Source organism: Aliivibrio sp. S4MY1, assembly GCF_028765545.1.
Lineage (GTDB): Bacteria > Pseudomonadota > Gammaproteobacteria > Enterobacterales > Vibrionaceae > Aliivibrio.
The window spans coordinates 34114-54831 of sequence record NZ_JARACP010000014.1 but is presented as its reverse complement, the minus strand read 5'-3'; the positions used below and the strand labels follow the sequence as shown (position 1 = coordinate 54831).

The window sequence follows — 20718 nt, the reverse complement described above, 5'->3', positions numbered from 1 at the left end:
AATTTATGAATACAAAAACAGTTATTTAGACGCTTCTGTTTCAGCCTGATAATTGTCATTTAACCAGTTTGCCATATTAACAAACTGCTCTAATGTAAGGTTTTCAGGGCGCATAGTAGGATTAATGCCTAATTCTTCTAGCTGCTCTTTAGTCAGTAATGCTTTATAACAGTTACGAACAGTCTTACGACGTTGGTTAAAGCCTTCACGACACACACGGTCAAGCCACTTTAAGTTCTTCGCAGGGTACGGTAATACTTCATAAGGTACTAAGCGAACAACCGCTGAATCTACCTTCGGTGGCGGAACAAACGCTGTTGGTGGCACTTCTAATACAGGCATTACTTTACAGAAGTATTGAGCCATAACGGTTAAGCGACCATATGCTTTTGTACCAGGGCCCGCAGCTAAACGGTTCACCACTTCTTTTTGTAGCATAAAGTGCATATCTAATACGTCTTTATGGAATTCAAATAGGTGGAACATTAGTGGTGTTGAGATGTTGTATGGCAAGTTACCAAAAATACGTAGCTTATTATTTTCTTGAATTAACTGAGTAAAGTCGAAACGCATAGCATCGCCTTCATGAATCGTCAGTTTACTGCCTAATTCGGGGTGGTTACGAAGACGTTCTGCTAAGTCACGGTCAAGTTCGATAACAGTAAATTTATCAACTTCACGGCCAACTGGCTCAGTGATAGCGCCAAGACCTGGACCAATTTCTACAAGGTTTTGGCCTGGTAGAGGGTTGATTGCAGATACGATTCCATCGATCACATAAGGGTCATTTAAGAAGTTTTGACCAAAGCGTTTTCTTGCTTTATGGCCTAAATGGACATCATTTCTAGTACTCATTTTTTCTCTACCAGTTCAATTGCATGGGTTAGTGCGGTAATAAAGCTTCCTGCATCTGCTTTTCCAGTACCCGCCAATTCCAATGCAGTACCATGGTCTACTGAGGTTCGGATAAACGGTAAACCTAGTGTAATGTTTACTGATTTTCCAAAGCCTTTAAATTTTAACACAGGAAGCCCTTGATCGTGATACATCGCTAGTACCGCATCCGCTTCTTGTAAGTATTTATCTTGAAATAGCGTATCGGCAGGTAATGGACCAATAAGATTCATTCCTTCTTCTTCACGTAATTCATCTAATGCTGGTGTTATGATATCAATTTCTTCACGACCAAGACAGCCATCTTCACCTGCATGAGGATTTAATCCGCACACAAAAATTGATGGTTTCGCAATTCCAAACTTAGTGATTAAGTCTTGATGTAGAATTCGAGTCACTTGTTTTAAGCGATCAGCAGTAATGGCTTTTGATACATAAGCGAGTGGTATGTGAGTCGTTACTAACGCCACACGCAAGCCTTCAGTAGCAAGCATCATCACAACTTGCTGAGTGTTTGATTGCTCTGCAAAAAATTCGGTATGGCCACTGAATGCAACTCCGGCACGATTAATGACGCCTTTATGTACAGGGCCAGTAACGACAGCATCGAATTCGCCATCCATATTACCTTGCGCTGCTCGGCGTAATGTTTCAAGAACATAATGTCCATTGGCTTCATTAAGCTCTCCAGCAATGACCTCTTCACCTAAAGCGATATCATCGACAATTAAAGTGCCAGCTTGGTGAGCTTTGGCTGGAGATTGCACATTATACTCTTCAATTGAGATATCAATATTTAGTAATTTAGCTCTCTGCTCTAACGCATTCTTATTGCCGCAGACAACTAATTGATGCGGCCAATTTTGTTGTGCAATAGTAAGAATAAGATCTGGTCCAATACCTGATGGTTCTCCAGGAGTAATGGCAATTCGTTTAATTTTACTCATTATCTTCTTCACCATTATCATCTTTTAGTATTTCCACATAAGCACTAGCACGGATTTCTTGTAACCAAGCACCAGCTTCTTCGTTAAATTTACGATTCATTAAAATACGGTATGCTTTGTTTTTCATTGCGGCATCAGTTCTATCAACTTGACGACGCTCTAATACTTCAACAATATGCCAGCCATGAACCGTTTTAAAGGGTTCACTGATTTGACCAACAGGCAGGATCTCTACTTGGTGTTTAAATTCTGGAACATATAAATCAGGTGTTTGAAAACCTAGTTCGCCATCTCTTGCTGCTGAGCCTGGGTCTTGGCTATAGCGCTTTGCCATTTCAGCAAAGGTATCATTGCCTGCTTTAATATCAGCAATAATATTGTTTAACTGACGTTTAGCGCCTTCATCACTCATGATGACCGAGGTTTTGATTAGAATATGACGAGCATTTACTTCAGTAACTGCGACGGTCTCAAGGCCTTTAACATCATCAATTTTAAGGATATGGAAACCAACACCAGATCGGAATGGACCGATAATGCTGCTTTTTCCTTGTCCCGTAATTTGGTCTGCAAAAATAGTTGGCATTTCTTCTTTACGCATCCAACCCCAGTCACCACCTTGAAGTGCTTTAGGGCCTTTAGAGTAAGTATATGCCATGGTCGCAAAATCAGCGCCTTGTTTTAGGCGTTCGGTAAGCTCATCAGCTTGCTTCTCTAATGCTTCTTTATCTGCTTGAGTGGCGCCATCTTCTGCTCGTAATTGGATGTGACTAATTTTATATTGCACCGTTGCCTGAGTCTCTTCAGCAAGTAATAAAGCAAGGCTTTCTACTTCTTGAGGAAGGATGTTAATACGGCGGCGTACTTGAGCATTTCGAGCTTCACTGGCTGCGATCTCTTTACGAATTTGCTCACGGAAGCTAGCATATGATAACCCTTGAGCTGCGGTTTTTTGTTGCAGTTGAGCCAATGTCATGTTGTTTTCTTTGGCTATGTTCTTCAGTGCTTCTTCAAGTCGAGTATCGTCGATACGAATACCCATTTTTTCAGCTTGTTGGCTTTGAATCGTATCAACAATAAGCTTTTCAAGAATTTGCTCACGTAGAACACTCTCTTCAGGTAGAGGCTGTCCTTTTTCCTGCGCGTTTATTTTTACTGTTTTAAGAGAGGTATCAATATCGCTTTGTAATACTACGCCTTCATCAACAATCGCTACAACACGATCTAATTCAACCGGTGCTGCTTGTACATTCATGGTTAGCATAAGTAGTAATGTGCTAACTAATGGGAGTTTCCAGTTTTTCATAGTGTCATCCAAGAGTAAGGAGAGTGAAGCGTTCGATTAGCATAGGACGCTTCAGGTATATCCGTATAAATTAATTGTTTAAATAAAATGGGCGACCGTAGCCCAGTGCGTTAGTTGCTGAGCCAGAGGTGATACCAGTGTTACTTCCCAAACCTCGAATACTAATTGATAGCATTAGGTTACTTTCATATTCAGGTTCGTAACTCCCAATTGCTAATGCGGAATCATTAGTAGGAGCGATTAGCTGATCACTATACGTTAAACCAAATGACCAACAATCACTTAAATAGGTTACTCCTACTAAGGCCTCTATCATTTGGTCTTCTTTTGTATCATGGAAGTATTGTCCTTTAAGAGCCCAATTTCGACCAAGATTATATTCACTCAGTAAGCCAGCTTGGTAGATACCATGTTGGGTGATCTGCTCTATAGAATCATCTTCAAAGCGAACATTACTTTCGATGTAGTTTTTACTTACATAACGATAGTTAGCCTGAACATAACCTTTTGCGAATCGGTATTCTAATGTGCTGTTTGCTACCTGAAGCTCACTGATATTTGAATCGTACTGAATACCGCCATGATAGAAAAGGTAGTCATTGAAGTTAAAGTCACTTTCCATAGCCCAAGCTGATGAGTTACTAGTATCGTTTTCATTAGTGGTACCAGAACCATCCATATAAAGGATCTGACCAAAAGAGATATTCATGCGTTCTTTATAAGCATCATCATAAAATCGTGAGGTTGCACCAATACTGAATTGGTTCGCTGATGAAATGTAATCAACACCACTGTACTGACGATCCCTAAATAATCCGTAGTAATCCAGTTGCAGTTTACTGCTGTCATAGCCGCCTTCACCTCGACCACCATAGATCTCACTTTGGTCGACTTCTGGTACGTATAAATATTGTATTTTAGGCTCTAACGTTTGTAAGTACTCACCTAAGAATTTATGAGTGCTGTCTAAATAGATGGCACCATTAATGCGTACCTCAGGAATAGTTCGCGAGACTTCTTCTGATAATCCTGATAGTGAGGTTTCTGATTGGTCAAATTCTTGAGAATAATAGGTATAAAGTAGACTCGCCTCAGGCGTTAATGACCACCAAGTTGAGCTTAATGGTAAGCTTAATTTTGGCTCTAAGTGAACTCGTGTTGCTGATGGTTTTGTTTCGTCATCAGTAGCAAATTTACTAACGTGGCTATGTAGGTTGAAGTCAAGTTCTTTATAAAACTGAGGTGCATAATAGTTAAATTCTATTTGTGGCATTAGTCGGTATGGTGTTTGTTCATCAACCAAAACTTGGAAGTCGCGCACACGCATGGTCATATCCCAATCTTGAGTACGATAAGAGACTTCGCCTGATTGACTCAATTGACCTTCATCACGAGTACCTATGCTTGAATTTAAGTCTTGGAAGTAATCGATATCGCTGACTTTGGAGTAGTCAACTTCAAACTTCCAGTTCTGTTGGTAGATGCCTGAATGATTCCAACTTACCCCCCAACGAGCACCTTTATCTTTGAACTTAGCATCCTCATTAAGGTATTCGAGATCGACAGTACCCTGACCAAATGTTTCCAAATAACGGAATTCTGCTTCTAATTGGGTACCACGCTTCTCCATGTAATTAACGGTTGTGGTTGCATCATAATTTGGTGCGATATTCCAATAAATAGGAACGGATAGCTCAAAACCATTTTTACTATCAAGACCAATACTAGGAATTAATACCCCTGTTTTACGTTGGTCGCCAACAGGAACAGTTATATAAGGTAAGTAAAAAATCGGAACATCAAGCACTTCAAAGCGAGCATTGTAGAATGTTGCCCATTCATCAGATTGGTCTAATTCGATATCACTGGCCTTAAAGCGCCAGCTATTGTCATCAGCAGGACAGGTTGTGAAAGAAGCATCTTCTAATTGGTAGATTTCTTGTCCTGTTTTTAATACACGGCTTGCGGTACCACGAATAGGCTGACAAGACATCTTGTAGGCCGTATTAACCATAGTGGTATCTTCGGTAGTTAAATCCGTAGTTACTTTATCTGAGGTTGAGCGCATATCCATGCTTGAGTAATCAACATTACCTTCAGCTATTGCAATGTTTTCCTGCTGATGAAGGGTAATACTATCCGCTTTAATCTCTTGTCGGCCTTTAATAATATGAACATTGCCTTTATAAACGGCTTTAGAATTATTACTGGCTTCAACACTGTCTGCTTGAATTAAAACGGGTTGTTGTTCCTCTTCCTCTTTTGACATTTTATCAGGCACTTTGCAAGAGTTAACTGCGTCAGTTTTTAGAGGGAAGATGGCACTATTTTCTGGAGATACAGGGTTACCATCATCAGCGATGACGGGAGCTCCGTAAAGAAGGCATCCAGCGAATGAGACAAGTAGGCTGCGAGAAGTAAAAGGCATCGAGATAGACGTTCCTGTTCGTTATATTAATCCGCTGATATACTCAATGATATTAGACAGAGTCACTTCTTTATAATAAAGCAAAAGCTATGCCCAAACCACCTTAAGATGCGGCTATCATCTCATTCAATTCAGTTATTTTTCTGCAATTGCTTCTGTTGATGATACCCTGAATCCTGTATCTTGATGTTGCTTGGCTGCAAAGTAAGAGGCTGCGTTTGCCCGTTATGTGGTTAAGTAGAATTATGTGACCGAGTAAAAATAGAATAATTCAATAATTGGAATATAAAATGCAAATATTTGGCAAAATATTAGGTGGTTTTTTTGGTTTCTTATTTGGTGGCTTTTTTGGCGCTGCATTAGGGATCTTTATTGGACACCAATTTGATAAAGCAAAACGCATGGCAAGCAGTGGATTTACCTTCCAAACTGGTGGCGCATCTCAAACAGAGAGACAGGCTGAATTTTTTCATGCCGCTTTTGCCGTTATGGGACATATAGCGAAAGCGAAAGGGCAGGTAACAGCACAAGAAATCCAATTAGCATCAATGATGATGGATCGCATGAATCTAAGCGGCGAGCAGAAAAAAGAAGCTCAAGAAGCGTTTAGAGAAGGTAAAGAAAATGATTTTCCATTACGTGAAACTTTACAGAAAATCCGCTCAATTACGGGTGGTCGCTATGATTTATTGCAATTCTTTTTAGAGTTACAAATAGCATCAGCCATTGCGGATGGTGATATTCACCCAAGTGAACGTGATATTTTACACATTGTTGCTGAAGAACTTGGTTTTAGTGCTGCACAGCTTGAAAAACGTTTAAAAATGCAAGAAGCGGCTTTTCGTTTTCAGCGCAGTGGTGGTTTCTCTGGGCAAGGCGGCTCACAACAAAATCATGGTCAATGGCAGCAAGCCAGTTCAGCTGATCAACTAAAAGATGCTTATAATTTGTTAGGTATTAATGAAGATGCTGATGCTAAAACAATTAAGCGTGCCCATCGTAAATTAATGAATGAGCATCACCCAGATAAGTTGGTGGCAAAAGGTCTGCCACCAGAAATGATGGAAATGGCAAAAGAAAAAGCGCAAGAGATCCAAGGCGCTTATGACTTAATTAAAAAGGCCAAAGGGATTAAGTAATCCCTCTGCATTTTTTATTGTTTATTCAATGACCAGTCGTAGTCATAGCGAATATCGCCTTTGAATGATTTTAATTCTGGGCGATATTTTTTTAGGTGCTTAAAAAGCTGTGCTTGATTACCAAAATCAACAGCGAACCAATCATAAATAGAGGATAGTTGGACTTTATCTTCTCGAATCAATACACCCTTGTTACTGTTAATGAATTCGGTTGCCGCTTTATCTAATAATTTATCGCTGTTTCTAGCGGTGAAGGCTTTTGATTGTAAGTTAGGGTAACCTAAGCTTGCGCAGTTCACCGCATAATGGGTTCTAGGATCATTCCATATTGGTCTTAAAATTCGATGTTCGATATCATTAAGAGTAAGAGCTTTTCCTGCCACTATAATAACTTCTTCATCCCAAGGTCCGAAGCTAAATAGCCCTCCTAATTTAGTAATCGATTTGATAGGGTAATTATCTAAAATAATTTTTACAGTGATTGCATTGTAAAGGTTGACCCAATAAGCGTATTGCTCTGCTTTTTTATATTCTCTCGGATCAATACGACTCATTTGACGTAAATAGCTGTTAAGAGTTCGCTCATCAGCATCGGTGACGTTAGCATAGTCAAAAAGCGTGAATTCCCCCTTAGTCATGAGGTATTTATCTAAGGTTTGTTGCCAATACTGGTGAGAGATGGTGGTGGCGTTTTGTTCATTACTTACATTCCAATAATCCCAGAGTTCAGATTTTGGTGCAGCGAACGTACTGAATGAGAAAAGCAAAAGTAACGAGGAAATAAGGATTTTCATAAAAGATACCTGACTTTTGTTTTGGTTTAGTGATATGTGATTATAGGTGACACTATTCTATAGACAAAAAAGAGGTTGATACGTTCATATCAACCTCTAACATTTCCTGAATACGAAGCCTGAATCTTATTTTAAGAAACTCGGGATCTTCGCTTCATACTCTGAAATTTTATCGGCGTGTTGCAGTGTCAGTCCGATATTATCTAAACCATTTAATAAACAATGACGACGAAACTCATCAATTTCAAAAGAATACTGTTTATTGTTAGCAGTCACTAACATCGCTTCTAAATCCACAGTAACCTCAGCGCCTTCATTCGCTTCAACGAACTGAAATATTTCATCAACTTCAGATTCGGTCAGGCGAACTGGAACCATTTGGTTATTGATTGAGTTGCCATAAAAAATATCAGCAAAGCTTGGTGCGATCATCACTTGGATGCCGTAATCAGCTAACGCCCAAGGTGCGTGTTCACGAGAAGAACCACAACCGAAGTTTTCACGAGCAAGCAGAATACTAGCGCCTTGATAGCGCGGTGTGTTCATGACAAATTCTGGATTGGGTTGCTCACCAGCATCATCAAGAAAACGCCAATCGTGAAATAGGTGTTTACCAAAACCAATGCGATTTACTTTTTGTAGAAACTGCTTTGGTATAATGGCATCGGTATCAATATTCGCCGTATCTAAAGGAACGACTAGACCTGTATGTTGCTTAAAACCTGACATAGTAAATTCCTTTTATGCTTGTTCTGTAATGGTACGAATATCAACAAAGTGACCCGCAATTGCAGCTGCAGCAGCCATTGCAGGACTCACTAGGTGAGTTCGACCATCACGGCCTTGGCGACCTTCAAAGTTACGGTTTGATGTTGACGCACAGCGTTCTTGCGGACCTAGACGGTCGTTGTTCATTGCAAGGCACATAGAGCAACCCGGTAGGCGCCATTCAAAACCCGCTTCTTTAAAGATCACATCCAGACCTTCTTTTTCTGCTTGTGCTTTTACTTGCTCAGAGCCAGGAACAATCAAGGCTTGAACATGAGATGCCACTTTATTACCTTTTGCTACCGCAGCCGCAGCACGCATGTCTTCGATACGTGAATTAGTACAAGAACCAACAAATACTTTATCAACATTGTAATCAGACAGGGATTTTCCAGCTTCAAGTCCCATGTAAGCTAAGGCTTTTTCAGCAGATGCTTTTTCTACAGGGTCAGAAAAACTCTCTGGTGCAGGGATTGGAGCGTCTACTGCGATCACTTGCCCTGGGTTTGTACCCCAAGTGACTTGCGGTTTAATTTCAGAGGCTTCAAGTGTTACTACGGCATCAAACTCAGCATTATCATCAGTTTTCAATGATGACCAGTAGTCGATAGCGGCGTCTAAATCTGCACCCTGTGGTGAGAATTTACGTCCAGTAATATAATCAAATGTTGTTTGGTCAGGTGCGATAAGACCTGCTTTAGCGCCTAATTCGATCGCCATGTTACATACCGTCATACGACCTTCCATCGTAAGGTCGGTAATCGCTTCACCACAGAATTCAACCACATAACCAGTACCACCAGCAGCCGTTGTTTTACCTATGATCGCAAGAACGATGTCTTTAGCGGTAATGCCTTCGGCTACTTTGCCTTTAACTTCGATTTTCATGGTTTTAGCACGTGCTTGTTTTAGCGTTTGTGTCGCTAATACGTGCTCAACTTCAGAGGTACCGATACCAAAAGCTAATGAACCAAATGCGCCGTGAGTTGCAGTGTGTGAATCACCACACACAATCGTCATACCTGGTAAGGTAATACCAAGTTCTGGGCCCATAACATGAACAATACCTTGATATTTATGGTTTAGATCGTAAAGGGTAACGCCAAACTCTTCACAGTTTTTTGATAGCGTCTCCATTTGGATTCGAGCCATTTCACCAGAGGCATTAATGTCTTTGGTTTGTGTTGAAACGTTGTGATCCATCGTTGCGAAGGTTTTACCTACTTGGCGAACTTTACGTCCTTTTTCACGTAGGCCATCAAACGCTTGTGGTGATGTCACTTCATGAACCAAATGGCGGTCGATGTATAAAATTGGGTTTTCGCCTTCTGCCGCTACAGCAACATGGGCATCGTAAATTTTTTCGTATAATGTTTTTGCGTTAGACATTGCTTCTTCCTTGAATTACGAATTCAAAATGTACTCAGCGATTTTATCGCCCATTGCTGATGTAGTTAGTGCTGGTTTATCGCCGGCTAAGTCAGCCGTTAGCTCGCCTGCTGATAGCGCTTTAGATACGGCAGCTTCAATACTTTGTGCTGCTGTTTCTTCACCTAGGCTATAGCGTAGCATGAGTGCTGCAGATAAGATCTGAGCAACAGGGTTAGCAATATTTTTACCTGCAATATCAGGCGCTGAACCACCTGCGGGTTCATACAGACCAAAGTTGCTCTCATTCAGACTTGCAGAAGGAAGCATACCCATTGAGCCTGTGATCATCGCGCACTCATCAGAGATAATGTCACCAAAGATATTTGAACATAGCATCACATCAAACTGAGATGGATCCTTGATTAGCTGCATGGTCGCGTTATCAATGTACATGTGGCTTAGTTTTACATCTGGGTAATCTTGAGCCACTTCTTCTACCACTTCACGCCATAGAATAGAGCTTTGTAGAACGTTGGCTTTATCAATTGAGTAGACGTTTTTATTACGTAGACGAGCCGATTCAAAGGCAATCTTTGCAATACGTTCGATTTCGTAGCGGTGGTAAATTTCAGTATCGTACGCTTTTTCTTGAGGGCCTTCGCCTTCACGCCCTTTTGGTTGGCCAAAGTAGATACCACCAGTCAGTTCACGAACCACGACGATATCAAAACCGTTACCTGAAATATCAGCACGCAGTGGAGAGAAGTTTTCTAATCCTTTATGGATTTGCGCAGGACGAAGATTACAGAACAGTTGGAAATGTTTACGAAGAGGAAGTAGGGCGCCACGCTCTGGTTGGTCATTTGGTGGAAGATGTTCCCACTTAGGACCGCCAACTGAGCCAAATAATACGGCATCTGATTCTTCACAACCTTTGACTGTGCTCTCTGGTAGCGGACAGCCATGGTTATCAATCGCGATACCACCTACATCGTGCTGCTCGCGTGAAAATGAAATGGCGTGTTTTTTCTCAATCGCATCTAGAACTTTATGTGCTTGTTCCATCACTTCTGGGCCAATACCATCGCCAGGTAGAACCGCAATCTTGTATGTTTTATTCGTCATGTTAATCCTTTAATCTTTTCTATTTAATTTGCTTAATCAGAGAAGGCCTATACTTCTCTGATTTAAAATTTGTTTCGGCTTTTTTAAACCGTAGCTACTTTCTTTTGCTTAATTTCAGCAATTTGATCTGCACGATGAATGCTATTAATTACGTGAAGTAATGCCTGACCAGAGGCTTCGATAATATCGGTCGCTAAACCTGTACCGTGATATTTTCGGCCTTTGTAATTGGCAATAATATCAGCCTGACCTAAACCATCTTCACCTTCGCCTTTTGCAGTTAAATCAAACTTATCTAGAACAATCTCATAGCCTGTTAGTTTGTAGATACATTGGTAAAGGGCATCAACAGGACCATTACCGACAGCGGCTTCACATTTTTCTTCATCACCACAAAGTAGTTTGATACTAGTTGTCGCCATTACGCTGCCAGATTGAACGCTTAGGTAATTCAACTTATAGAAGTCATCCTCATCTCGTAAGTTAGCAAAATGCATTAACGCTTCTAAATCGTAATCAAAGACTTGGCCTTTACGATCCGCTAGCTTCACAAAGTCAGCATATAGCGTGTCTAGGTTATATTCGTCTTCTTTATAGCCCATAGCATCCATGTGGCTCTTAACCGCAGCACGGCCTGAACGACTGGTTAGGTTTAACGCTTTGTTTTTAAGACCGATAGACTCAGGTGTCATGATCTCATAGGTATTTTTATTCTTAAGCATGCCATCTTGGTGAATACCAGAAGAGTGGCTAAAGGCGTTTGCGCCTACGATAGCTTTATTGCTTTGAATTGGCATATTACACAGCTGACTTACCAATTTACTGGTACGGTGGATCTCATCGTTTTTAAGACCCGTATGAACGCCTAGATATTCTGAACGAGTCTGTAGAATCATCGCAATTTCTTCTAGAGAACAGTTACCTGCACGCTCACCAATACCATTAATTGTCCCTTCAACTTGGCGAGCCCCCGCTTGAACCGCAGCAATAGAGTTGGCAACTGACATCCCTAAATCATCATGACAATGAACAGAGATGATAGCTTTATCAATGTTTGGAACACGGTTAAATAATTGCTGAACAATGCCACCAAATTCACCTGGAATGGTGTAACCAACCGTGTCTGGAATATTGATAGTATTCGCACCGGCATTGATTGCAGCTTCAACCATACGGCAAAGGTTATCAATTGGAGTGCGGCCAGCATCTTCACAAGAAAACTCTACATCATCGGTGTATTTACGTGCGTGTTTAACCGCTTTTACACCCATTTCAACCACATCATCGTAGCTACGGCGCAATTTATCTTGAACGTGAACGGTCGAAGTAGAAATAAAGGTATGAATTCGGAACGCTTCTGCGACTTTTAACGCTTCAGCTGCTGCATCAATATCTTTAGGGACAGCACGAGCTAGACCACAAATTCGGCTATTTTTAATGTGTTTTGCAATGGTTTGTACTGATTCAAAATCACCAGGGGAAGAGACAGGGAAGCCAGCTTCAATTACATCAACACCTAGGCGTTCAAGTGCGTACGCAATCTGCAATTTTTCTTTTACGGTTAAACTTGCTGATAGTGCTTGTTCGCCATCACGTAGGGTGGTGTCGAAGATAATGACTTGATCGCTCATGGGCTTGCTTCCTTGTGTTTGTCATTTGCCTTGATGACGGATATCCATAAAAAAACCCGCCATGGTTAGCGGGTTTTAAAATTTGGTTTATGGTTTCTTTTGGTCCATAACCTACCCGCGTGAGATGTTCACGATAATGAGGAGGTTTAAAGCAAAAGAAGATACTGTTTTCATTTGAAACACAATCCATAAAAAATAATTAACAAATTAATATCGTACTTAGCTAATATCGTCAACCTTTAAATGATGTTTTTACCTTATATGGATGTTTTTTTGATTAAATGTTAAAAAAGAGAAGAAAAACGATTGCTATGATGCGTTTTTATACAAAGGTGAGCGTATTTTTAATTCTTAATAGTACAATTAATAACTATCTAGCTTTTATCTGGCGTGACGTTAAGTAAACAGAAGAGATGCACATAATGAAAATAAATAAAAAATTCCTCTTTTTTCCAGTTGTAGCGGTTGGTGTGATTATTCTTATTACCATCACGAAATTGCGTCCAGATGCTGAAACTAAACCACTTGAAGACCGTTCAAAAGTTGTCAATATCCAAATGTTAGAACCTAAATCCATTGCCCCTCAAGTCATAGGTTACGGGAAAATTAGACCGAAGTTTGAATGGAAAGCCATTGCTGAAGTATCCGGTAAAGTGGTGTATCGCCACCCTGAATTACACAAAGGAAATATCTTATTAGCCGGTACTGAAGTATTACGAATAGACCCACTCGATTATGAGTTGAAACTCGCTCAAGCAGAAGCAGATTTAGGATCGAGCCAAACTCAATTAGCAAAAGTGGATTTAGAAGAAAAAAACATTCGAAACACATTAAAAATAGAAAAGAATCGACTTTCGATCAGTAAGAAAGAGCTAAGCCGTAAGGTTAATCTTCAGAAAAAAGGCCTGACATCTCAATCGGATTTAGACCAGCAGAATCAGTCTTATTTGGCACAACAAAAAGTGGTTCAAGATATTCAAAATCAGATCTTATTATTGCCTGATGAAAGAAAAGTGGCCGCGGCAATGGTTAAGGTAAACCAAGCCAAATTAGAAGAAGCGCAACGCTCTTTAGAAAAAACTTCGATTATATTGCCAGCGGATGTTCGTATTTCTGAGGTGGACATTGAAGCAGAACAAGTGGTTAATCTACAGCAAACCATGTTCATTGCTCATGGAATTCAAACCATGGAGATGGAAGCGCAAATCTCTATTCATGACATGCAAACATTAGCTCAAAGTGTGAAAGCCTTTGAGGTAAGTGAACAGGGCATGCCAAATATTGATTCATTACCATTAACGGCGAATGTGGAATTAAGCAGTGGTCGCTTTGATGCTAAATGGGAAGCGAAAGTCGCTCGTATTAGTGAAACGGTCGATCCAAATCAAGCGACGGTTGGCGTCATTTTAGAAATAGATCAAAACTACCGTGCTTTTCAACCCAACTCATTACCACCATTAGTGAATGGGATGTTTGTGAAAGCGAGGATCGAAGGTGAGGCATCAGCACAATGGGTGATCCCTGAAAGTGCGTTGCATGGCGATAAGATCTATTTATTAGGGCAAGATAACAAATTAATTATCCTTCCGATTGAGATTGTTTATCGACGCAATAACCAAGTTGTCGTGACTGGAGATATTAAGAGTAATGATCGTTTGATCTTAAATGATCTACTTCCTGCGATTAATGGCATGCAATTGCGCTTGGCTAAATCAAATAATGATGAGGAGCCAGTTCAATGATCAAGTTCTTTGCTCGTCATCCAACCGCAGCTAACTTATTAATGCTCACTTTATTGCTGCTTGGTTTGGTTTCTTTATCTCAATTAAAACGAGAGACATTTCCCGAATTTAGTCCTCCTTATATTTTAGCTGGCGTTGTGTACCCAGGGGCTTCTCCGCAAGAGGTGGAAGAGAGCATTTGTATTCGTATGGAAGATGCGGTTGATGGGTTAGGTAATATTGAAGAAACCAAATGTGAAGCGATAGAAGGCTCAGCTCGACTGATTATTAAGTTAAATGAAAAAGCCGATATCGGGCGAATGTTGGTGGATGTACAAACTCAAATTGACTCAATTAATGACTTTCCAAAAGAGATTGAATCCCCAGTTGTTCAAGAACTTGATTGGAACGAACCTGTGGTGGATGTGGCGATTACCGCAGATACCACATGGCCAGAATTAAAAGCATACGCAGAGAAATTAAAACAAAGCTTAAAACTTGATTACGATGTATCACTCGTTGAAGTGAGTGGTTTTTCTGATCATCAATATCGAGTGGAGTTGGATGAAAGTGCGATTCGTCAGTTGGGATTGAATGTCAGTGATATTGCCAATCAATTAGCTCAACAGAACATTAAATTGCCTAGCGGTAATATCGAAACGCCAGAAAAGAACTTTTTAATTCGTTTTGATGAGAGAAAAACCACACCTGAGGAATTAGCAAAAACGGTAATAGGGGCATCAGAGAATGGCGCATTACTTCGCTTAGGAGACATTGCCACTATCACGGATCGTTTTGAACTTGATGAACAGAAAGTACTGTTTGATGGTAAGCCATCAGCGGTACTTAAGATCAGTAAAAATAAAGCTGACGATGCTCTGCGAATCAAAGATCGTGTTTCTGCATTTGTTGAATATCAGCAATCAGTCGCACCCGATGGTGTGACGTTAGAGATGACGAATGATCTCTCATCACTGCTTTGGGATCGTTTGACCATGATGGTAAAAAACGGATGGCAGGGGATCATTCTTGTTTTCTTAACCATGTGGCTGTTTTTTACTTTCCGCTATTCTTTCTGGGTTGCTGCTGGTTTGCCCGTGGCTTTTTTAGGTGGGCTGTTCTTAATGGCAAGCTTAGGGCTCTCTATTAATATCATGTCTCTTGTTGCCTTATTAATGGCCATCGGGATTATGATGGATGATGCGATTGTGATTGCAGAATCCATCGCCTCTCATCTAGATAGAGGACAAGAGATTGATGATGCGGTGTATAACGGGGTTAAAAAAGTCTTTCCCGGTGTTTTATCTTCTTTTTTAACGACGGTCTGTATTTTTGGTAGCTTGATGTTTTTACAAGGAGAGATGGGGGCGGTACTCAAGGTTATTCCACAGGTTCTGATCTTAGTGCTCTCCTTGAGTCTTATTGAAGCATTTTTAATTTTACCTAATCATTTAAGCCATTCATTACACAGAGCAAAAAACGATAAGCCGATTACTGGGTTTAAAAAGAAAGTATTGGACCGTTTTGAGCACTTTAGAAATACCACCTTGGTGAATGCGGTAACGAAAGTAGTGGAATGGCGTTATGCGTTTTTAGGTGCCGTTATTGCGAGTCTATTGGTTTCTTTTTCTTTGATATCTGGTGGCGCGTTAAAGTTTGTTGGTTTTCCTGAGTTAGATGGAGATATCGCCGAAGCACGTATTATTTTGCCCCCTGGATCTTCATTATCTCAAACTGAATTAGTCGTAGATAAGATTGTTAATGCAGCGAATAAATTGAATAAACAATGGAGTGAAGAAAAGGAAGGTGGCACACCATTAGTTGAGCATATTACCGAGCAATTTAATACTAATGCCGACGCTAATGAATCTGGCCCGCATTTAGCGACAATTCGTTTAGATTTATTAGGGGCTGAAAAACGAAACACATTAATTGATGATTTTATTGATGCATGGCGTAAAGAAGTCGGAGATTTAGCGGAGCCAATAATTATGGTTTTTAAGCAGCCAACCATGGGACCGGGTGGAAGGGCGATTGAAATTCGTATGATGGATGATGATTTACACACACTGAAGTCAGCATCATTAGAAGTTCAAGCCTATTTGAATGATTTTGCAGGCGTTTATGGCGTGCTTGATGACATGAGAATGGGGAAAGAAGAAGTATTAATAAAACTTCGCCCAGGTGCTGAAGCTTTTGGTGTGACGGGTCAACTGATTGCTAATCAATTACGTGCGGCTTACTTTGGACAAACGGCAGATGAAATTCAATTAGGTGTTGAAAACATTGAAATTGAAGTTCGTTTAAATAAACAACAAGCAGGTGATTTACATACTTTAGAGAACTTCCCAATCATTTTGCCTACGGGAGACCAAATACCTCTAGCCTCTATCGCAACATTAGATTTTCAAAGAAATTATGTGCGAATACAGAGAATTAATGGGTTAAGAACCTTAAGTGTCTTTGGTGATGTTCACGCATCTCAGGTGAGCTCAACAGAAATACTGAATCAATTTAAAAAAGATCTCGCACCAGAATTGAAAAAGAAATACCCAGGACTGCGTTTTGATTTTGAGGGTGAAGCGAAAGATTCGGCCGAAACAGGACAATCCATTGGTACTGGATTTATGCTTGGGCTGTTTGGGGTATTTGTTATTCTCAGCTTCCAATTTAGAAGCTATTTAGAACCGTTTGTGGTGATGCTAGCGATACCATTAGCGCTGATTGGCGTGTTATGGGGGCATGTTTTATTAGGTCATCCATTGAGTATGCCAAGCATTATGGGGTTTGTTTCTTTAGCGGGTATTGTGGTCAATGATTCGATTTTATTGGTGCAGTACATACGCCACCATGTTGATGATGGTGATTCCGTTTATGAGTCAGTGGTCAAAGCAAGTCGTGAGCGTTTTAGGGCGGTATTTTTAACCTCAATTACGACGGCTGCAGGGTTATTACCCTTGTTATTAGAAACCAGTTTGCAGGCGCAAGTTATTCAACCCTTAGTTGTATCGATTGTCTTTGGTATCTTTACTTCAACCTTATTGGTGTTGTTTATGATACCAGCGGCTTACGCCATTTTAGCTGACTTTGGTTTAGTGAAGAAACATGAAGAGCTTCATTAAACTGGAAGAGTCTAAAATGAAAACAATAAGTTAATTGAAAAAACAGAGTCGGTTTGACTTAGCCCAGGGGGAACACGATCAAGATACTCTTGTGATTGTGCAATTTTTAGGGCGATTTCTTCAGTAATGTTATTCGTAACGCTGACTTCAGAATCGACACGAGTATTACTATGACCTGCGGTAATGGTAACTTCACCCGCTAAGGTTAAGTTATCGAGCGCTTTCCAAGACATATTAACGTTGGTACGAACAATAGGTTCTTGGACGGTTTCAGGCAAAATTAAATCATCATCATCAATTTCATCTAAGTTAGGGTTTTGGTAACGAAAACCGGGACCCACTTCTAATTCTAATAATAATTTCTCTGTATTACTGATCTGATAACCCAAACCACCAGAAAAAGTATAGTCGTTAAAGTAGGCGCTGTATTTTGTGTTTAGCCCTTTAAAGTTGGCATATAAGTAGTAATCAGGACTGATCTTATAATCACTTTGTAAATTAATGCTTAGTTGATCTTTATCGGCTTCACCGTCTTTTTCTGATAAGTAATATTTTATTTCACCAGTATGACGGTGCTGTCCAGATGTGTAGCTGCCCTCAAATCGACTATTGAGTGATTGAGAGTCGCTGTTACCAGTATTTGATTGGTAACCAAACTCTACTTGGCTTTCCCACGGTGATGGGGGCGACGTATCCGTGTCTTCAGTATCGAGCTCACTAGCATGCACTGATGCACTTATAGTAATAAGCCCAGTTAGAAACACTTTTTTTAACACGCATCAATCTCAAAAAGAATAAAAGAGGTCAGATAGTATAGGTGTTTTCTTGATTCAAATAGTTAAATTTGAGTCAAAATCTTTATTTTGCGAATGGTAAGGTTGCTAGAGAAGGATTGTTATTTCATCCATGTTTCTTTTGGTTATAATGTAGAGCTAAATTTAGGATGGTGAAAAGTAGTAATGGCTGATAATCGAAATCAAAACCGCAAACCAGACGCACAAGTAGACGCGTTAAAAGTACCGCCGCATTCATTGGAGGCAGAGCAATCTGTCCTTGGTGGTTTGTTACTTGATAATGAGCGTTGGGATACCGTTGCAGAAAAAGTGGTGGCAGGAGATTTTTATAGCCGACCGCATCGACTTATCTTTGAGTCAGTTAAATCCATCCTAGAAAATAGTATGCCTTTGGATTTAATTACCTTATCTGAGCACCTTGAACGTCATGAGAAATTAGATTCTGTTGGCGGTTTTGCGTATCTGGCGGATTTAGCTAAAAATACCCCAAGTGCTGCAAACATTAATGCTTATGCAGATATCGTGCGTGAGCGTGCAATGGTACGTAACCTTATTGGTGTTGCAAATGAAATTGCAGATGCAGGTTATGATCCACAAGGTCGAACATCAGAAGATTTACTCGACATGGCAGAGAGTAAAGTCTTTGCCATTGCAGAAGAGCGTACTACTGAAAATGAAGGCCCTCAAAATGTCGATTCAATTTTAGAGAGAACCTTAGAGCGTATCGAGATCTTATATCAAAGCCCGCAAGATGGTGTGACAGGGGTATCGACGGGGTTTACTGATCTCAATAAGAAAACCGCAGGCTTACAAGGTTCTGATTTAATCATTGTTGCTGCTCGTCCATCGATGGGTAAAACTACCTTTGCGATGAACTTGTGTGAAAACGCCGCAATGGACCAAGACAAACCCGTCCTTATTTTCTCACTAGAGATGCCAGCAGAACAGCTGATGATGCGTATGTTAGCGTCACTTTCTCGTGTTGACCAAACTAAAATTCGTACCGGTCAATTAGACGATGAAGATTGGGCGCGCATTTCGTCTACTATGGGTATTTTGACTCAAAAGAAAAACATGTACATAGATGATAGCTCAGGCTTAACACCAACTGAGCTTCGTTCTCGCGCGCGTCGTGTTGCACGTGAAGCGGGCGGGTTAAGTATGATTATGGTCGATTATCTTCAGTTAATGCGAGTTCCAGGTTTACAAGATAACCGTACGTTAGAAATCTCTGAAATTTCACGCTCATTAAAAGCATTAGCCAAAGAGTTGAATGTTCCTGTTGTCGCTCTATCTCAGTTGAACCGTTCCCTAGAGCAACGTGCCGATAAGCGTCCAATTAACTCGGATCTTCGTGAATCGGGAGCGATCGAGCAAGATGCCGATTTAATCATGTTTATTTACCGTGATGAGGTTTATAACCCTGAGAGTAATCGTAAAGGCATCGCAGAAATTATTTTGGGTAAACAACGTAACGGTCCTATCGGCTCGGTAAGTCTTACATTCCAAGGGCAATTCTCTCGTTTTGATAACTACGCAGGCCCTGCGTTTGATGATGAATAAGGCAATAATATGAGCTACATGAAAGCGGCGGCTGCCCAAGTTGATATGTCAGCGTTAGCGCATAATTTGCAAAAGATTAAACAACAAGCGCCAAACAGTAAGCTTCTTGCTGTTGTTAAAGCAAATGGTTATGGCCATGGGCTACTGAATATAGCAAAAGGGGCGCAAGGTGCTGATGCGTTTGGCGTGGCTCGTATAGAAGAAGCATTACAACTTCGCGCTGGTGGTATCGTTAAGCAAGTATTATTACTCGAAGGTTTTTATTCCGCTTGTGATTTACCTATTTTGGTTACAAATAACATTCAGACCGCGGTACATTGTAAAGAGCAATTAGAAGCATTAGAAGGTGCAGAGCTTGAGGGCCCAGTTGTTGTTTGGCTTAAAGTGGATTCAGGAATGCATCGTTTAGGTATTCGCCCTGAAGAGTATCAAGAATACGTAGATCGTTTGCACGCATGTAAAAATGTCGCGAAGCCACTGCGTTATATGAGTCATTTTGGTTGTGCTGATGAGTTAGATAATCCGACAACCAATAAGCAAATAGATACCTTTATGTCATTAACTGATGGTTGCCAAGGTGAGCGCTCTCTGGCGGCGTCCGCAGGGTTATTAGCATGGCCTGATAGCCAATTAGATTGGGTTAGACCTGGTATTATTATGTATGGCGTTTCACCATTTGCGAATCAGTCAGCACAAAAGCTAGGTTATTTGCCTACCATGACCCTTACCTCTCATTTAATCGCTGTTCGTGATGTAAAAGCAGGTGAAAGTGTTGGCTATGGAGCAATGTGGACCAGCGAACGTGATACCAAAATTGGGGTTATTGCGATTGGCTATGGTGATGGTTACCCTATTGCAGCACCTAACGGTACACCTGTTTTAGTTAATGGGCGCAAAGTCTCGATTGCAGGCCGAGTATCTATGGATATGCTTACTGTTGATCTTGGTCCTGATGCTCAAGATAAAGTGGGTGATGAAGCTATTTTGTGGGGACGAGATCTCCCTGCAGAAGAAGTTGCAGAGCACATAGGAACCATTGCTTATGAGTTAGTGACTAAACTAACATCACGAGTACAGATGCAATATATTTAATGAGATTACTTTGAATTCATTTC

General features: G+C 40.6%; 15 protein-coding genes. 5 read left to right on the top strand and 10 right to left on the bottom strand.

The window, feature by feature from the left end:
- Positions 1-21 precede the first annotated feature (21 nt).
- The 4 genes from rsmA to lptD all read right to left on the bottom strand — a co-directional run bounded on the left by rsmA (position 22) and on the right by lptD (position 5575).
- Entirely contained in the window at positions 22-855 is an 834-nt protein-coding gene (rsmA, locus tag PVK71_RS15490; protein ID WP_274419807.1) for a 16S rRNA (adenine(1518)-N(6)/adenine(1519)-N(6))-dimethyltransferase RsmA, read from the bottom strand.
- Positions 852-1841 carry a 4-hydroxythreonine-4-phosphate dehydrogenase PdxA gene (pdxA, locus tag PVK71_RS15485; protein WP_274419808.1) on the bottom strand — a complete coding sequence of 330 codons (990 nt, stop codon included), beginning with the start codon at positions 1839-1841 and terminating at the stop codon, positions 852-854. The genes rsmA and pdxA overlap by 4 nt, the downstream gene beginning before the upstream one ends.
- Positions 1834-3147 carry a peptidylprolyl isomerase SurA gene (gene surA, locus PVK71_RS15480; protein ID WP_274419809.1) on the bottom strand — a complete coding sequence of 438 codons (1314 nt, stop codon included), beginning with the start codon at positions 3145-3147 and terminating at the stop codon, positions 1834-1836. The genes pdxA and surA overlap by 8 nt, the downstream gene beginning before the upstream one ends.
- 70 nt (positions 3148-3217) lie before the next feature.
- On the bottom strand, positions 3218-5575 hold the full coding sequence (gene lptD / locus PVK71_RS15475) for an LPS assembly protein LptD (protein ID WP_274419810.1): 2358 nt from the start codon (positions 5573-5575) through the stop codon (positions 3218-3220).
- A 290-nt stretch (positions 5576-5865) separates the two neighbouring features.
- On the opposite strand from lptD, the gene djlA reads away from it, so the two are divergent.
- The gene (djlA, locus tag PVK71_RS15470; protein ID WP_130048664.1) at positions 5866-6714 is read left to right on the top strand and encodes a co-chaperone DjlA; all 849 of its coding nucleotides are present in this window, start codon (positions 5866-5868) and stop codon (positions 6712-6714) included.
- A gap of 14 nt (positions 6715-6728) precedes the next feature.
- Here djlA and PVK71_RS15465 read toward each other — a convergent pair whose 3' ends face one another.
- The 5 genes from PVK71_RS15465 to leuA all read right to left on the bottom strand — a co-directional run bounded on the left by PVK71_RS15465 (position 6729) and on the right by leuA (position 12403).
- On the bottom strand, positions 6729-7508 hold the full coding sequence (locus tag PVK71_RS15465) for a DUF547 domain-containing protein (protein WP_274419811.1): 780 nt from the start codon (positions 7506-7508) through the stop codon (positions 6729-6731).
- A 126-nt stretch (positions 7509-7634) separates the two neighbouring features.
- Entirely contained in the window at positions 7635-8237 is a 603-nt protein-coding gene (gene leuD / locus PVK71_RS15460; protein WP_274419812.1) for a 3-isopropylmalate dehydratase small subunit, read from the bottom strand.
- A gap of 12 nt (positions 8238-8249) precedes the next feature.
- A complete protein-coding gene (leuC, locus tag PVK71_RS15455) occupies positions 8250-9665 on the bottom strand; it encodes a 3-isopropylmalate dehydratase large subunit (protein ID WP_130045916.1) in 1416 nt (471 codons plus the stop codon).
- Positions 9666-9680: 15 nt separating this feature from the next.
- The gene (gene leuB, locus PVK71_RS15450) at positions 9681-10772 is read right to left on the bottom strand and encodes a 3-isopropylmalate dehydrogenase (RefSeq protein ID WP_274419813.1); all 1092 of its coding nucleotides are present in this window, start codon (positions 10770-10772) and stop codon (positions 9681-9683) included.
- 83 nt (positions 10773-10855) lie between these two features.
- Positions 10856-12403, bottom strand: a complete 1548-nt coding sequence (gene leuA / locus PVK71_RS15445; RefSeq protein ID WP_274419814.1) for a 2-isopropylmalate synthase — start codon at positions 12401-12403, stop codon at positions 10856-10858.
- Positions 12404-12825: 422 nt separating this feature from the next.
- Here leuA and PVK71_RS15440 point away from each other — a divergent pair, with 422 nt between their 5' ends.
- Positions 12826-14145 carry an efflux RND transporter periplasmic adaptor subunit gene (locus tag PVK71_RS15440; RefSeq protein WP_274419815.1) on the top strand — a complete coding sequence of 440 codons (1320 nt, stop codon included), beginning with the start codon at positions 12826-12828 and terminating at the stop codon, positions 14143-14145.
- Entirely contained in the window at positions 14142-17246 is a 3105-nt protein-coding gene (locus PVK71_RS15435) for an efflux RND transporter permease subunit (RefSeq protein WP_274419816.1), read from the top strand. The genes PVK71_RS15440 and PVK71_RS15435 overlap by 4 nt, the downstream gene beginning before the upstream one ends.
- Before the next feature lie 11 nt (positions 17247-17257).
- On the opposite strand, the gene PVK71_RS15430 is transcribed toward PVK71_RS15435, so the two are convergent.
- A complete protein-coding gene (locus tag PVK71_RS15430) occupies positions 17258-18022 on the bottom strand; it encodes a DUF481 domain-containing protein (protein WP_207215686.1) in 765 nt (254 codons plus the stop codon).
- Between the two features lie 183 nt (positions 18023-18205).
- Here PVK71_RS15430 and PVK71_RS15425 point away from each other — a divergent pair, with 183 nt between their 5' ends.
- A complete protein-coding gene (locus PVK71_RS15425; RefSeq protein WP_130045921.1) occupies positions 18206-19603 on the top strand; it encodes a replicative DNA helicase in 1398 nt (465 codons plus the stop codon).
- Between the two features lie 9 nt (positions 19604-19612).
- Positions 19613-20695 (top strand): alanine racemase, encoded by a 1083-nt coding sequence (gene alr, locus PVK71_RS15420; RefSeq protein ID WP_130045922.1) that lies wholly within the window; start codon positions 19613-19615, stop codon positions 20693-20695.
- The last annotated feature ends 23 nt before the right edge of the window (positions 20696-20718 follow it).